Annotated in this window: 17 protein-coding genes and 2 tRNA genes; 14 read left to right on the top strand and 5 right to left on the bottom strand. The window is 25.8% G+C overall.

Going from position 1 to position 13,575, the window contains the following annotated elements:
- Positions 1 to 24 precede the first annotated feature (24 nt).
- The 8 genes from BUE91_RS01720 to BUE91_RS01685 all read left to right on the top strand — a co-directional run bounded on the left by BUE91_RS01720 (position 25) and on the right by BUE91_RS01685 (position 6,429).
- A complete protein-coding gene (locus BUE91_RS01720; protein WP_143605274.1) occupies positions 25 to 1,119 on the top strand; it encodes a hypothetical protein in 1,095 nt (364 codons plus the stop codon).
- 137 nt (positions 1,120 to 1,256) lie between these two features.
- Positions 1,257 to 1,709 (top strand): ribose 5-phosphate isomerase B, encoded by a 453-nt coding sequence (rpiB, locus tag BUE91_RS01715; protein WP_066900759.1) that lies wholly within the window; start codon positions 1,257 to 1,259, stop codon positions 1,707 to 1,709.
- Positions 1,709 to 2,047, top strand: a complete 339-nt coding sequence (locus tag BUE91_RS01710) for a histidine triad nucleotide-binding protein (protein ID WP_073507747.1) — start codon at positions 1,709 to 1,711, stop codon at positions 2,045 to 2,047. The genes rpiB and BUE91_RS01710 overlap by 1 nt, the downstream gene beginning before the upstream one ends.
- The gene (locus BUE91_RS01705; protein WP_073507746.1) at positions 2,047 to 2,811 is read left to right on the top strand and encodes a TrmH family RNA methyltransferase; all 765 of its coding nucleotides are present in this window, start codon (positions 2,047 to 2,049) and stop codon (positions 2,809 to 2,811) included. The genes BUE91_RS01710 and BUE91_RS01705 overlap by 1 nt, the downstream gene beginning before the upstream one ends.
- 204 nt (positions 2,812 to 3,015) lie before the next feature.
- Positions 3,016 to 4,059 (top strand): alcohol dehydrogenase AdhP, encoded by a 1,044-nt coding sequence (gene adhP, locus BUE91_RS01700; protein ID WP_066900753.1) that lies wholly within the window; start codon positions 3,016 to 3,018, stop codon positions 4,057 to 4,059.
- A gap of 96 nt (positions 4,060 to 4,155) precedes the next feature.
- The gene (locus BUE91_RS01695; RefSeq protein ID WP_073507745.1) at positions 4,156 to 4,857 is read left to right on the top strand and encodes an ABC transporter ATP-binding protein; all 702 of its coding nucleotides are present in this window, start codon (positions 4,156 to 4,158) and stop codon (positions 4,855 to 4,857) included.
- A gap of 11 nt (positions 4,858 to 4,868) precedes the next feature.
- A complete protein-coding gene (locus BUE91_RS01690) occupies positions 4,869 to 5,927 on the top strand; it encodes a patatin-like phospholipase family protein (RefSeq protein WP_073507744.1) in 1,059 nt (352 codons plus the stop codon).
- 10 nt (positions 5,928 to 5,937) lie between these two features.
- Positions 5,938 to 6,429 carry a J domain-containing protein gene (locus tag BUE91_RS01685; protein ID WP_073507743.1) on the top strand — a complete coding sequence of 164 codons (492 nt, stop codon included), beginning with the start codon at positions 5,938 to 5,940 and terminating at the stop codon, positions 6,427 to 6,429.
- Positions 6,430 to 6,478: 49 nt separating this feature from the next.
- On the opposite strand, the gene BUE91_RS01680 is transcribed toward BUE91_RS01685, so the two are convergent.
- The 4 genes from BUE91_RS01680 to BUE91_RS01665 form a co-directional block, all read right to left on the bottom strand.
- Positions 6,479 to 6,910 carry a hypothetical protein gene (locus tag BUE91_RS01680; RefSeq protein ID WP_073507742.1) on the bottom strand — a complete coding sequence of 144 codons (432 nt, stop codon included), beginning with the start codon at positions 6,908 to 6,910 and terminating at the stop codon, positions 6,479 to 6,481.
- Positions 6,910 to 7,521 (bottom strand): Panacea domain-containing protein, encoded by a 612-nt coding sequence (locus tag BUE91_RS01675; RefSeq protein ID WP_073507741.1) that lies wholly within the window; start codon positions 7,519 to 7,521, stop codon positions 6,910 to 6,912. Before BUE91_RS01675 ends, BUE91_RS01680 begins: the two co-directional genes overlap by 1 nt.
- 250 nt (positions 7,522 to 7,771) lie before the next feature.
- A tRNA-Arg gene (locus BUE91_RS01670) sits at positions 7,772 to 7,848 on the bottom strand.
- Positions 7,849 to 7,859: 11 nt separating this feature from the next.
- Positions 7,860 to 7,953, bottom strand: a tRNA-Ser gene (locus BUE91_RS01665).
- A gap of 95 nt (positions 7,954 to 8,048) precedes the next feature.
- On the opposite strand from BUE91_RS01665, the gene BUE91_RS01660 reads away from it, so the two are divergent.
- Both BUE91_RS01660 and acpS read left to right on the top strand, forming a co-directional pair.
- Positions 8,049 to 8,819: a TatD family hydrolase gene (locus BUE91_RS01660; protein WP_073507740.1), complete on the top strand. Its 771-nt coding sequence runs from the start codon at positions 8,049 to 8,051 to the stop codon at positions 8,817 to 8,819.
- On the top strand, positions 8,807 to 9,151 hold the full coding sequence (acpS, locus tag BUE91_RS01655; protein ID WP_066900740.1) for a holo-ACP synthase: 345 nt from the start codon (positions 8,807 to 8,809) through the stop codon (positions 9,149 to 9,151). The genes BUE91_RS01660 and acpS overlap by 13 nt, the downstream gene beginning before the upstream one ends.
- Positions 9,152 to 9,255: 104 nt before the next feature.
- On the opposite strand, the gene BUE91_RS01650 is transcribed toward acpS, so the two are convergent.
- Entirely contained in the window at positions 9,256 to 10,011 is a 756-nt protein-coding gene (locus BUE91_RS01650; RefSeq protein ID WP_073507739.1) for an IclR family transcriptional regulator, read from the bottom strand.
- A 125-nt stretch (positions 10,012 to 10,136) separates the two neighbouring features.
- Here BUE91_RS01650 and BUE91_RS01645 point away from each other — a divergent pair, with 125 nt between their 5' ends.
- From BUE91_RS01645 to BUE91_RS07260, 4 genes are all read left to right on the top strand, one after another.
- A complete protein-coding gene (locus BUE91_RS01645; protein ID WP_073507738.1) occupies positions 10,137 to 11,315 on the top strand; it encodes a M20 metallopeptidase family protein in 1,179 nt (392 codons plus the stop codon).
- Entirely contained in the window at positions 11,305 to 12,672 is a 1,368-nt protein-coding gene (rlmD, locus tag BUE91_RS01640) for a 23S rRNA (uracil(1939)-C(5))-methyltransferase RlmD (RefSeq protein ID WP_073507737.1), read from the top strand. Before BUE91_RS01645 ends, rlmD begins: the two co-directional genes overlap by 11 nt.
- A 133-nt stretch (positions 12,673 to 12,805) precedes the next feature.
- Positions 12,806 to 13,126: an ATP-binding protein gene (locus tag BUE91_RS07265; protein ID WP_219335343.1), complete on the top strand. Its 321-nt coding sequence runs from the start codon at positions 12,806 to 12,808 to the stop codon at positions 13,124 to 13,126.
- A gap of 2 nt (positions 13,127 to 13,128) precedes the next feature.
- The gene (locus BUE91_RS07260; RefSeq protein WP_219335342.1) at positions 13,129 to 13,389 is read left to right on the top strand and encodes a winged helix-turn-helix domain-containing protein; all 261 of its coding nucleotides are present in this window, start codon (positions 13,129 to 13,131) and stop codon (positions 13,387 to 13,389) included.
- The last annotated feature ends 186 nt before the right edge of the window (positions 13,390 to 13,575 follow it).

Raw genomic sequence — 13,575 nt, 5'->3', positions numbered from 1 at the left:
AGATGGTAGTGGAAGGGGAGATTGATGAAGAGAATATTTTTATTAATCATGATATCAAGCTTAACACTATCTAGTAGTGAGATATTTGATTTTAATAACTCAAAGAAGGTAAAGGTTGAATTAAGTTCTAACATACATAGTGAAATTTCTTCATATTCATCTAATGAACAAATACGATATAGTAAGGACTTTAATGGATCAGTAACTTTATATGAATTTTTAAAACTATCAGGAGGAATAGGTTTAAATAAGCTTAATGATAAAGTATCATTAAATACATTAGAAACATGGTTATCATTTGGATTAAATTTTAAAGAGTTTGGTAATGCTGAATTAAAATTAGAGTATAATAAAATAAGGTTTAAGTATGAGTATAATAAAAAGATAAAAGATTTGGGTATAAATGTTAAAGGTGGATATAGTTCATTTTATGTAGATTATAATTTTGGAGTTTCAAATAGTCAAAAACAAAAAGAAAATAGATATGAGTTAGATACTAAGTTAAAGTATGATTTTGGTAAAAATTTTAAATTAGTTAGTGATTTTGATTTATGGTTATCTATGTGGCATTCAAATACAAATGGAAGATTAATTCCATACTATCTATTAATTGGTACAGGAGTGGATTACAAAAATGATTTGTTAAAAGGTGAAGATTACAAGGGTACATTAATATCTGGTATATATTCTAATTACTATAGTAAAAGAAACCAAAATATTACTGTTAATAGCAATAATATGAGTAATAGCAGTGGAGGAAGTAATGATAATGTTACTTATGCAATAGAATCTGAATATTATAATGGATTTGTAGTTGAAACATATATAGGATATGAATTTGAGAAAAAATTAGGAAATGATTCTAGTATAAGTGTTCTGGGAAAATTATCTGCTTATTTAGATAATAGATATGAGATTAAAAAAGCAGCACAAAATAATGAAGGTATTCAATATAGAATGGATGCTGAACTAACACCAAGAATAAAATTGGAGTATAAGTTTAATAATAGAATTAGTATAGACATGGAATATTTTAGTAGTATAGGATTTATAGACACTGGATATATAGGAACTAATAATAAAATAAGAACAGGAGTGAAATATACTTGGGAAAAATAGGTTAAAATGTAAAAAAAATGTTAAATGATTTAGATTATAAAAATTTTTTAAATTAACAAAAAATGTTGTTATTTCTTTAAAATTCAATTTATATATGTTAAAATTAGTTTATATTAAATAAACGAAAGGTGATGAATATGAAGATTGCAATAGGAAATGATCATTCAGGTGTTGATTTTAAAAATCAATTAGTAGATTATTTATTATCAAAAGGAATTGAAGTATTAAATATAGGGACTGATAGCATAGATTCTGTAGATTATCCAGATATAGCTAAAGGAGTTTCAAAAAATATATTAGATAAAAATGCAGATTTTGGAATATTGATATGTGGAACAGGTATAGGAATATCAATAGCTGCAAATAGAATATCTGGAATTAGAGCAGCTTTGGTTACAAATGAATTATGTGCAAGATTATCAAGACAACATAATGATGCAAACATATTAGTATTAGGTGCAAGAGTTACAGGAATTGAACTTGCAAAATCGTGTATAGATGCCTTTTTAAGCTCTGATTTTGAAGGTGGTAGACATAGTGATAGGGTTTCAAAAATTGAGTGTTCTTGTGGAAATGGAGTGATAGAATAATGTCAACTATATTTAAAAAAATAATAGATAAAGAATTACCTGCTAAAATAGTATATGAAGATGACGAGTTTTTAGCTTTTGAAGATATTTTTCCCGCAGCTAAAATTCATGTACTAGTAATACCTAAAAAAGAAATTAAAAATTTAGATGATGCGACTGAAGAAGATGTAATTTTATTAGGAAAATTACAATTAACAGTAGCAAAAGTCGCAAGATTACTTGGTGTAAATGAAAGTGGATATAGGGTTGTAACTAATATTAATTCTGATGCAGGTCAAACAGTATATCATATTCATTATCATATATTGGCTGGAGAAAAACTAGGAGTAATGGCCTAATGAAAGATGTAATAGTAAGTACAGATAATAGATATTATAAATTAATTAAGAAACTAAATGATAAGAAATATAGAGATGAATCAGGTGTATTTTTAGCTGAGGGAGAAAAATTTTTAGAAGAAAAGAATAATTTTTCTAAAGTTATAGTAAAAGAAAGTAAGTATACATATTATGAAAATAAGTATAATATATCAAAATATGAAAATTTAACTGTACTTTCTGATAAATTATTTGATAGTATTACTACTCAGACTAATAGTCAAGGAATATTGTTTATATATTCTAAACATTTATCTAATTTACATGAATTATCTGGAGATTTAATTATTTTAGATGCTATACAAGATCCTGGAAATATTGGAACTATTATTAGAACATTAGTAGCTACTAATTATAGGACACTTATATTAACTAAATCATCGGTTGATGTTTATTCACCTAAGGTTATTAGGGCAACTATGGGGGGCATATTTAATGTTAATGTCATATATGAAGAAAAAGAAAATATTATAAAATTTTTGAAAGATAATGAATATAATATTGTTTCTACAGCTTTAATTAAAGAAAGTATAGATTATAGGGAAATTAAATTACAAAAAGATAAGAATGCATATATTTTTGGTAATGAAGGTGGAGGAGTTTCAGATGAGTTTCTAGAAATTTCACATCAAAAAGCAATAATACCTATATATGGTAAAATTGAATCTTTAAATGTATCTATAGCACTCGGTGTTTTCCTTTACAAAATGAGAGAGATTGGTTAACACTGAATTTGGTTTTTAAGTTAAATAAAAAGAAAAAATCTAAAACACAGGTATTTACTTGTGTTTTTTTCTTATAGAATTATCTATTGCTATTTATAGTTAAATAATTAACACTGAATTTTAAAATTTTCTATTTGAATATTCAGTGTTAGTATGGTATATTATTAGTGAAAATATTATTTTGTTTGAAAGGATGATGCTAAAATGAGAGCAGTAGTAGTTAATAAAGAATCAAATGGTGTTGAAGTAGTTGAAAAAGTATTAAGACCATTAAAAGCAGGAGAAGCTTTAGTAGATGTTGAATATTGTGGAGTTTGTCATACAGATTTACATGTTGCACATGGAGATTTTGGTAAAGTATCTGGAAGAGTATTAGGACATGAAGGAATAGGGATAGTAAGAGAAGTTGCTGAAGGTGTTACTTCATTAGTTCCAGGAGATAGAGTTTCTATAGCATGGTTCTTTGAAGGATGTGGAAGATGTGAATATTGTGTTACAGGAAATGAAACTTTATGTCAATCTGTTAAAAATGCTGGGTATTCAGCAGATGGTGGAATGGCTGAAGAGTGTATAGTTACAGCTGATTATGCAGTTAAAGTTCCTGAAGGATTAGATCCAGCTCAAGCAAGTTCAATTACATGTGCAGGAGTAACTACATATAAAGCGATTAAAGTAGGAAGACCTCAACCTGGACAATGGGTAGTAATTTGGGGAGCAGGAGGACTTGGAAACTTAGCAGTTCAATATGCTAAAAAAGTATTTAATACTCGTGTAATTGCAGTAGATATTAATGATGATAAATTAGCTTTAGCTAAAGAAGTTGGAGCTGATTATGTAATAAATGGATTAAAAGAAGATCCAGTTAAGAAAATTATGGAATTAACAGAAATTGGAGCACATATTTCAGTTGTTACAGCTGTATCTAAAGTTGCTTTCAATCAAGCTATAGATTCTGCAAGACCAGCAGGAAGAGTAGTTGCAGTAGGATTACCTTCAGAAACTATGGATGTTTCAATTGTTGCAACAGTATTGAAAGGAATAGAAATCATAGGATCATTAGTAGGAACAAGAGAAGATCTTAAAGAAGCATTTGATTTTGGAGCTATGGGATTAGTAGTACCAGTAGTTCAAACTAGACCAATTGAAGATGCATTAGATATATTTGATGAAATGGAAAAAGGAACTATTCAAGGACGTATGGTTATTGATTTCAAAAAACATGAATGTGGTTGTGGATGTAAACATTAATATTAATGTATTAGGCTAGATTTTTCTAGCCTTTTTTATTGAATTATACATTTAAATAATGCTATAATTGAATATATTATCTGAAAGGGGTATTTCATGAGTTATATTAAAATCGAAAATCTTAAAAAAAAATATATAATTGGAGAAAATGAAATAATAGCTAATAATGATATAAATTTTGAGATAAATAAAGGTGAATTTGTTGTAATACTAGGTTCTTCTGGTGCAGGAAAATCAACTTTATTAAATATTTTAGGTGGAATGGATATAGCTGATTCAGGAAATATATTTATAGATAATAAGAATATTGCTAATTACACTAGAGAAGAATTAACAAGGTATAGAAGAAATGATGTTGGATTTATATTTCAATTCTATAATTTATTACCTAATTTAACTGCTAAAGAAAATATTGAATTAGCATCAGAATTAGTAAAAGAGGATATAGATGTTACAGAAGTTCTTAAAGATTTAGGACTTGAAAATAGAATGAATAATTTTCCTTCGCAATTATCAGGGGGAGAACAACAGAGAGTTTCTATTGCAAGAGCTATTGCCAAAAATCCTAAAATATTATTATGTGATGAGCCAACAGGTGCTTTAGATTTTAATACAGGTAAACAAGTATTGAAGATATTAGTAAATTTAAGTTTGGAAAAGAATGTTACAGTAATAGTTGTGACACATAATTCTGAAATAGCTAAAGTGGCGGATAAGATAATATATATGCAAGATGCTAAAGTGAAAGAAATAGTAATAAATGAAACTAAATTAGATGTTTCTGAAATAAAGTGGTAAAGGTGAAATAAATGAGAATATTAAGTTTAGATGGTGGAGGATTAAAGGGTATATATACAATAATGATGTTAGATAAAATACAAAAGGATTTTAATATTGAGTATCATGAATATTTTGATATTATTATAGGTACAAGTACAGGTTCTATTATTGCTACATTATTGGCTTCAGGTATACAACCCAAAGAGATATTAAAGATATATAATGATTGCTATAAAGAAATTTTTAATGAAAAATCAAATGGAAAAAAAGCTTTATTTGGTTCTTTGTATAAAAATCATAATTTAGAGAATGTAGTAAAAAAATATATTAATGATTTAGATTATTCAGATTTAAAAACTAAATTGGTGATAACAAGTGTTAATTTAAGTGACTCAAAAATTAATATTGTTAAAAGTTATGATGAAGTTATAAAGAATAAAAATGAACAATTTTCTTTAAAAGATGCTATAATTTCTTCTGCAGCTGCACCTGGATATTTTTCACCACATATATTTAAAAACAAAATGTATGTAGATGGATCATTATTTTCAAATAATCCATCATTAATAGGACTTGCAGAATCATTTAATCTAGGAGTAAATAGTTTAAAAGAAGTTAAAATACTTTCTCTTGGTACAGGTAAAGAAAAACTTAAATTCAATAAGGCAGATATTTCTAATGCTAATATAAGAAAGATGTTTAAAATTAATTCTTTTTTAGATAATATGATTATGAAATTTTTGAAAATTGATGAAAAAGATTCTGGATTGATTTCAATGGCTTTTCCATTAATTAAAACAACAATGAAAACATCAGTAGAAAATACAGAATACATTTTAAGTAAAATTCTAGAGGAAAAGAATTATGTAAGAATTAATGATGTTTCTAGAGATTTAAAAATAGATGAAATTCCTACTGAATTAATAGGTAAAATAGATGAATATTACATTAATCATCATCATTATGATAAATTAAAAATATTCTTTGAAGAAGAATTATCTGAATTTGAGATAATAAAGAAAAAAAGTTGGTTTAAGAGACAAATGTATATTTTATCTGAAAAAATAAGAGAATTTTCAATGAATTGAGAGGTATAAAATGAGAAATATTATAGCAATATTATTTGGATTATTTGCTATGTCATTTTTTAGAAAGAGTAATAATACTACTTTAACTGGAGTATTATTAAGAATCATGTTTATTTTAATTGGAATAGTACTTTTTATTCCAGTGATAACTTTTGCAGTATTTGTTATTTTTATAGCATATATAATTATTAAATTTTCTGGAATAAAATTTAACACTACAACATATACAGAACAAGATTTCAATAATTTTTATAATAATAGAAATGGTAACAATTTTTATCAATATGATCAAACAAATTACGAATATGAAAAAGCTTGTGAATATTTGGGAATTAGTCCTTCTGATTCTTTTGATGTTAAGAAAAAGGGTAGGAATACGATGCTAAAAAAATATCACCCAGATTTTTTTAAAGATAAAAATGAAAAAGAAAAAGCCACTGAAATTACAAACAAAATAAATAATGCGTGGCAAATAATTGAAAAGTATGAAAATATAAAATGAAAAAGGGCTTTAAGCCCTTTATATATTATTAAATGCTCAAGGAGTATTTTTAATACAAACTTGAGCATTTAGGATTATATTTTTTAAATTTTTCTGGGTCAATACTGTATTCAGTATAATTACCCTTTTTCTTCACATCTTCGATTTTTTTTAATATTTTCTTTTTTAGATCTTCATCTATGTTTCTATTATCTAATTTAGTTATGTCTATATCATCACTTAACATTAAAGAATGAGCTTCGGAATAATTTATAAAAGATGGGACTTTAAAATTACATTTGATATAATTATCATCATCTAATATATAATAATTAGGATTTTCTTCACCGTCTGGGTAAACTTTATATTCTTTTTTTAATATTGATGAAATAGAATAGAATATTATTAAATTATTATCTTGATATCCTATGAAATGCTGGTGAGGATTTAGAGATTTAGTTGGATCAGTTGAATATTTGATTTTAAATATACATATATCCATTAAGAAAAAATCAGCTCCCCGTTATAAACTTCTAAAAATATGTATTCCTCATTTGTAACATTATTTTCTAGTTGTTTTATAATTTCATCTGTAATTTCAAGTTCATTTTTAAAATAATAGTATTTAACTTCATTTACAACTTTTAATTTCAAGTTATCAAAATCAATATTTTTGTAACAAGAGTAAATTTTTCTCATTAATTTTTTTTCTTTTTCATCGATTCTTGAAAAATCAATATATCCATTTTTATGTTGCTCTATCCAAATACTATGATTATGTGTTTCATCTGATAAAGCGTTAGCAGTTTTATCTGAATATACAAAATTTATGATATCTATTACTTTTTTAACTTTATCATCAAATTCTATGGATTTACTTGATTTTATTTCTTTACAATCATGATATCTATAATCCACATATATACTTTTTATTACAGGACCATTATCCCATTTTGTAAATTTATCATCTATTAAATTTTCATCATACAGAGTGTAATACATTAGATTAGAAAAATACAATAATTTATTTAATTTTACATTACCATCATAAGTTCCGAAACACAAACTTGGATTTTTTTCTAATATCCATTTACTTATTTCAAATGCTTTCATACAATTACACCTCCAATATTTTCTAATTAATTATATCTTTTTAGTATAAAAATGTCAATTTTAAATATGGTTATATAAAATTCTAAAAAATATAATTTTTGTGGTTTTAGTTTAATGATATCACTGTTTAGAAAATTATTAAAGAAAATAGAAACATTGTTGAAAGGTAATTTAGAAATATGAAAATAATATCAACAAATATAAAAAAGAGCTTTAAGCTCTTTATATATTAAGTGGTTTAATGTTTTAATGGCGTACCTAGTAGGAGTCGAACCCACAACCTTTTGATCCGTAGTCAAATGCTCTATCCAGTTGAGCTACAGGTACATACGAAAAAATGGCGGACAAGGTGGGATTTGAACCCACGATCCAGGTTTATGCCCGGATGCTTCCTTAGCAGGGAAGTGTATTCGGCCTCTCTACCACTTATCCACACGTTCTTTCATCTCAATAAGTATACTATAATTTTTTTGCATTGTCAATAAAAAATATGATATTATATATATAAAAAATGAAAGTAGGTCTTTATGAAAAATTTAATTGATACTCATTTACATATATACAGTGAACTATATTTAAATAATAGAGAAACGATAATAAATGAAATGAAAGAAAAATTAGATTTAGCTGTAAATGTATCATGTGATATGGAAAGTATCCTTGAATGTATTAAATATGCTGATAAATATGATTTTATGTATGCTACAGTAGGATATCATCCTTGTGATATATCTAAGTTCGATAAAAAAGATTTTGAAGAAATGTTAAATTTAGCAATTAATCATCCAAAAGTTGTAGCAATAGGAGAAATAGGTTTGGATTACTATTGGATGAATGACCCTAAAGAAGAACAAGAAAAATATTTTAGATTGCAAATAGAAAATGCGATAAAGATAGATATACCTGTAGTTATTCATACTAGAGATTCATTAGAAGATACTATTAGAATAATAAATGATTATCCTAAATTAAGAGGTATATTTCATTGTTATTCTGGTAGTTATGATATGATAGAACATTTATTAGATAGATTTTATGTAGGTGTAGGTGGAACTGTAACATTTAAAAATAATAAAATAACCCATGAATTAATAAAAAAAATAAGTTTAGATAAAATAGTACTTGAAACAGATTCGCCATATTTAACTCCAGCACCTTTTAGAGGTAAGTTAAATAATCCAATTTATGTTTCATATGTTGCAGAAAAAATTGCTGAATTAAAAGAAGTGGACGTAGAGGAAGTAAAAAGAAAAACTACTGAAAATGCTTTGAAGGTGTATAATATATGTTTAAAATAGGAGTAGACATAGTTGATGTAAAAAGAATAGAGAAAGCAATAAAAAAAAGTGATCATTTTTTAAAAACAGTATTTAGTGATAAAGAAATAGAGTATTGTGAAAAAAAAATAAATAAATATGAATCATATAGTGCAAGATTTGCTGCAAAAGAAGCATATTTAAAAGCTTTGGGTACTGGAATAACTGATATTAGTTTAAATAAAATTGAAATAATTAATTCCGAATCAGGTAAACCATTTTTATATGTAAATGGAAAATTAATTGATGGAGATATTTCTTTAAGTCATACTGAAACACTCGCTATTGCAAATGTTATATTAATAAATAATTAAAGTGATGGTTTATAAATGTATTTATTAAATATTAAATAAACTAAAAACCAGAGACATGTCTCTGGTTTAAATTTTTTTTTGTGTCACCTTAATAAATGTTACTTTTATGATATATCATAACCTAATTTTTTAGATATTTTTTTAGAACATTCTTTAATTTTTTCAACGAAGAAAGCTTTGGAATTTTCTTTTTCTGAAAGTGGTATAGAAATACTTAAAGAACCACATACTTCATCTTTTGCATTAAAAATAGGACAACCAATACAATATAATCCAAGTTCATATTCTTCATATTCTACAGAATATCCATTTTTCTTTACAAGTTTAAGATTATCCATTAATATATCAAGATTAACTATAGTTCTTGCTGTATATTTTATTATATCAGTTTGATTCCAAATATTAATGATGTCTTCTTCACTGCAGTAAGCAAGTATTGCTTTACCTGCTGATGTACAGTGCATAGGAGCACGTCTACCTATTTTTGACCATTCCATATTATTTGAAGTGTTTTCAGGTGAAAATTTATCGATATATAATATTTGACTTCCATCTCTAATAACTAAATGTATAGTTTGATTTGTTTCGACTGCAAGCTTTGTAATATAGCTTTTTGCTGGTTGAGTAAAGTCAATATTTTGAATGATCCTATTTCCAACTCTAAACATTTTAAATGTCAGACAATATTGTCCTTTTTTATTTTGTTTAACATATCCATTTTCCTTTAATGAATGTAGTATACGGAAAGTAGTCGTCTTATTTAATTTACTTTTTTTACATAACTCAGATAATGAAAAATTTGTTCCTTGAGATAGTATTTCAAGTAAATTCATAGCTCTATCAATTGATTGTACGTACATAATTTAATACACTCCCTTCTTCATAATTATATATTATAAATATCTTAAAATCAAGTATTTACGCATACTTAGTTGATAAACAATTTTATTTGTGTTAAAATATGAAGAAAATGGAGTGAAGGATTATGAATGATTTTATAAAAAAAATAGTGGATGATATTTATGAAGAAATAGTGCTTCATAGAAGGTATTTACATGAAAATCCAGAGTTAAGTGAATGTGAATATAATACATCAAAATATATAGAAGAATTTTTAAAAAAACAAAATATAGAATATGAGAGAGTTGCAGATACTGGAATATATGCGTATATAAAAAATGGAAAAGGTAAAACAGTTGCATTTAGAGCAGATATGGACGCATTACCAATATTAGAAGAAAGTGATTTTGAGATTCAATCGAAAAATAAAGGTGTAATGCATGCTTGTGGGCATGATGTACATACAAGTGTACAATTAGGAGTAGCTAAAATTTTATCTGAAAACTTGGATAAATGGAAAGGAAATGTTAAATTTTTCTTTCAACCAGCTGAAGAAACTATAGGTGGTGCGAAAAGAATGCTTGAAGAAGGAGTTAATGATGATTTTAAAGCAGATGCTATTTTTGCATTTCATGTTGCACCAGAAATAGAAGCAGGGAAAATTGGTATAAAATATGGGAAATTACATGCCACTTCATCAACTTTTAAAATAACTATAAATGGGTTTGCATCGCATGCAGCATTAGCTTATCTAGGGATAGATACTGTAGTTGTAGGGTCAAAGGTTGTAGAATATTTACAATCTTTAATTAGTAGAAGAATAGATGCAAGAGAATGCGCTTTAATAACTGTAGGAACATTTAATGCTGGAACTGCACAAAATATTGTTGCAGATAAGGCTGTATTAACTGGAACTATTAGAACACTTACTCTTGATTTAAAAAAATGGTTAGTAGATGAAATAAAAAATAATTTACCTAAATTTGTTGAAAGTATGGGAGCTACAGTAGATATTGATTTTAAAGATAGTTATATGCCAGTTATAAATAATGAGGAGAAAACTAGATTCTTGGAGAAAAATGTAAAAGATATTTTAGGTTATGAAAATTGTGTGATGATTGAAAAATCTAGGATGGATGTAGAAGATGTAGGATATTTCTTAAATGAAATAGAAGGTTCATTTTATAGATTGGGAGTAAAAAATGAAAAAATAGGTGCTATATATGATTTACATCATCCAAAATTTAAGGTAGATGAAAATGCAATAAGAATAGGAATGATGGTTCAATTAAAAAATGCTTTGGAGTTTTTGAATGAAAATTAATGATATAGTTGATGTTAAAATAGAAAAGTTAGTATTTGGTGGAGAAGGTATAGCTAAATATGAAGATTTAGTAATTTTTGTACCGATGTCAGTGCCAGGAGATGAACTTAAAGTAAAAATAATATCTATAAAAAAAACATATGCAAGAGGTTTAATATATGAAATTGTTAAACCTTCTGTAGATAGAATATCACTTGATAAAATTACTTTTGAAGATTACTCAGGTTGTGATTTTGCAATGATGAATTATGATGCACAAATTAAATGTAAGTCTATGATTTTAAAAGATGTGATGCAAAGAATAGCGAAAGAAGATATAAAAGAAGATATTTATGTTGAAAAATCAGATGATATTTTTAATTATAGAAATAAAGTTGCTGAACCATTTATTAAGATAAATGGTGAGATAAAAACTGGATTTTTTAAAAAGAAATCACATGAAATATTTGTTAGTAATGAAGTAAATTTAAGATCTAATATTGCAACAAAAATATTAGAGAAACTATTATATAAATTGAATGAGTATAAGGGAATTAAAAAAGAGTATAAGGTATTTAATGATGTAACTAATACAGGATTTTTAAAAACATGTGTTATTAGAAATAATGATATGGGTGAAGTGATGTTAGTGTTAGTTGTTAACGGTAAATCATCTATTAGTCGTTTGAAAAATACTTTAATGGAATTGTATAATGAAAATTCTGAAATTAAATCAATATATATATCAATAAAAAATAAAATTGATAATGTAATTTTTGGAGAAGAATTTATTAAAATAGCAGGTTCTTCATATATTGTTGAAAATTTATTTGGAATTAATTTTAAAATATACCCTAATTCATTTTTTCAAATTAATAAGAAACAGACTGAAAAACTGTATTTAAAAGCATTAGAGCTTTTGGGTGAATATGATAATAAGAATATTATAGATGCATTTTCAGGAACTGGAACTATTGCTATGATAATGTCACAGAAAGCAAGTAAGGTTATAGGACTTGAAGTAGTTCAGGAATCTGTTAGTGCAGCAATAAAAACAAGAAATGAGAATAATATAAATAATGTTGAATTTATAGTTGGAAAAGTAGAAGAAACTATATCTAAAGTTTTAGAGAAAAATAATATAGATTATATAGTTTTTGATCCAGCAAGAAAAGGAATAGATAGTTTTGTTTTAAAGAGAGTAAGTGAGAGTAATATTAATAAATTAATATATATTTCATGTAATCCAACTACACTTGCTAGAGATATTGCAATTTTAAAAGAATATGGATATAAGTTAAAATTTATAAAAGGTTTTGATATGTTTCCACAAACACATCATGTGGAGTGCATAGCGTTGATACAAAGAGAGAAATAGTGAAAATCTTTAATTTTAAGTAGTTTTACAAATATTATGTAAAAAAGTCCATAAAAATTATATTGATGTGAATGTTTGCATTGATATGGTTTGTGGAGATACAAAGAACAATTTAGAAACGTAGGATTACTAAATGATGAGATGGATAATAATTAATCTTAAGTATCCTAACATCATTTATGACAGGCCTGAATATGTAGGAATATACATTTACAAAGATAGAATTTCTTTTGTGAATCATAATAGACTACTTCCGCCAGTAACCATTGAGGCTCTTAACAGGGATAGAAGTTTTGATAGAATACAGTATCTTAACAAAGAACTTAAAGATATGTTCTTTTCACTTAATTTGATAGAGTCTTATGGATCAGGCATAAGGCGTGCAAAGGATGCACTATTAGAAAATGGCTTTCCTGAGCTTAAATTTTATTCGAATAATGAAGAAGATTTATAAGCGTGAATGAAGAATTTTTGAAAGAGTTTAATGGTAGTACTACCAAAGAAACTACCATGAAAACTACTACTAAAACTACCATGAAACATGAAGATATTATTAAGATAATTGCTAAAAATCCGCATATAAGTTCGAAAGAAATGTCAGAGAAACTAAATTTTACTGTTGATAGTGTGCGTTATCATTTAACTAAAATGAGGAAAGCTGGACTTATTAGATATGAAGGTTCAACTAAATTAGGTCAGTGGGTAATTATGAAGTAGTGGTGAGTTGCAATGCATAGAACAAAAAGGTGATTAGAGTAAAATCTAATCATTTTTTGTTTGTAAAAAATAATGCTAAGTTTTGCATGTTCGTTATTTATAGATTATATTATATTTTTTATGCCAATCAGATGTAGAGTTTCAAGACTTGTTTTTTTCTTTAAAAAGGGGAAACATTAATTTTAA

It is taken from the genome of Streptobacillus notomytis (assembly GCF_001902585.1).
GTDB lineage: Bacteria > Fusobacteriota > Fusobacteriia > Fusobacteriales > Leptotrichiaceae > Streptobacillus > Streptobacillus notomytis.
This window is presented reverse-complemented; position numbering and strand designations above follow the sequence as displayed.

Excerpts from the sequence above, each read along its gene's own strand:
- BUE91_RS01720 (WP_143605274.1), top strand. The coding sequence starts at position 25 with ATGAAGAGAATATTTTTATTAATCATGATATCAAGCTTAACACTATCT.
- rpiB (WP_066900759.1), top strand. The coding sequence starts at position 1,257 with ATGAAGATTGCAATAGGAAATGATCATTCAGGTGTTGATTTTAAAAAT.
- BUE91_RS01710 (WP_073507747.1), top strand. The coding sequence starts at position 1,709 with ATGTCAACTATATTTAAAAAAATAATAGATAAAGAATTACCTGCTAAA.
- BUE91_RS01705 (WP_073507746.1), top strand. The coding sequence starts at position 2,047 with ATGAAAGATGTAATAGTAAGTACAGATAATAGATATTATAAATTAATT.
- adhP (WP_066900753.1), top strand. The coding sequence starts at position 3,016 with ATGAGAGCAGTAGTAGTTAATAAAGAATCAAATGGTGTTGAAGTAGTT.
- BUE91_RS01695 (WP_073507745.1), top strand. The coding sequence starts at position 4,156 with ATGAGTTATATTAAAATCGAAAATCTTAAAAAAAAATATATAATTGGA.
- BUE91_RS01690 (WP_073507744.1), top strand. The coding sequence starts at position 4,869 with ATGAGAATATTAAGTTTAGATGGTGGAGGATTAAAGGGTATATATACA.
- BUE91_RS01685 (WP_073507743.1), top strand. The coding sequence starts at position 5,938 with ATGAGAAATATTATAGCAATATTATTTGGATTATTTGCTATGTCATTT.
- BUE91_RS01680 (WP_073507742.1), bottom strand. The coding sequence starts at position 6,910 with ATGGATATATGTATATTTAAAATCAAATATTCAACTGATCCAACTAAA.
- BUE91_RS01675 (WP_073507741.1), bottom strand. The coding sequence starts at position 7,521 with ATGAAAGCATTTGAAATAAGTAAATGGATATTAGAAAAAAATCCAAGT.
- BUE91_RS01660 (WP_073507740.1), top strand. The coding sequence starts at position 8,049 with ATGAAAAATTTAATTGATACTCATTTACATATATACAGTGAACTATAT.
- acpS (WP_066900740.1), top strand. The coding sequence starts at position 8,807 with ATGTTTAAAATAGGAGTAGACATAGTTGATGTAAAAAGAATAGAGAAA.
- BUE91_RS01650 (WP_073507739.1), bottom strand. The coding sequence starts at position 10,011 with ATGTACGTACAATCAATTGATAGAGCTATGAATTTACTTGAAATACTA.
- BUE91_RS01645 (WP_073507738.1), top strand. The coding sequence starts at position 10,137 with ATGAATGATTTTATAAAAAAAATAGTGGATGATATTTATGAAGAAATA.
- rlmD (WP_073507737.1), top strand. The coding sequence starts at position 11,305 with ATGAAAATTAATGATATAGTTGATGTTAAAATAGAAAAGTTAGTATTT.
- BUE91_RS07265 (WP_219335343.1), top strand. The coding sequence starts at position 12,806 with ATGATGAGATGGATAATAATTAATCTTAAGTATCCTAACATCATTTAT.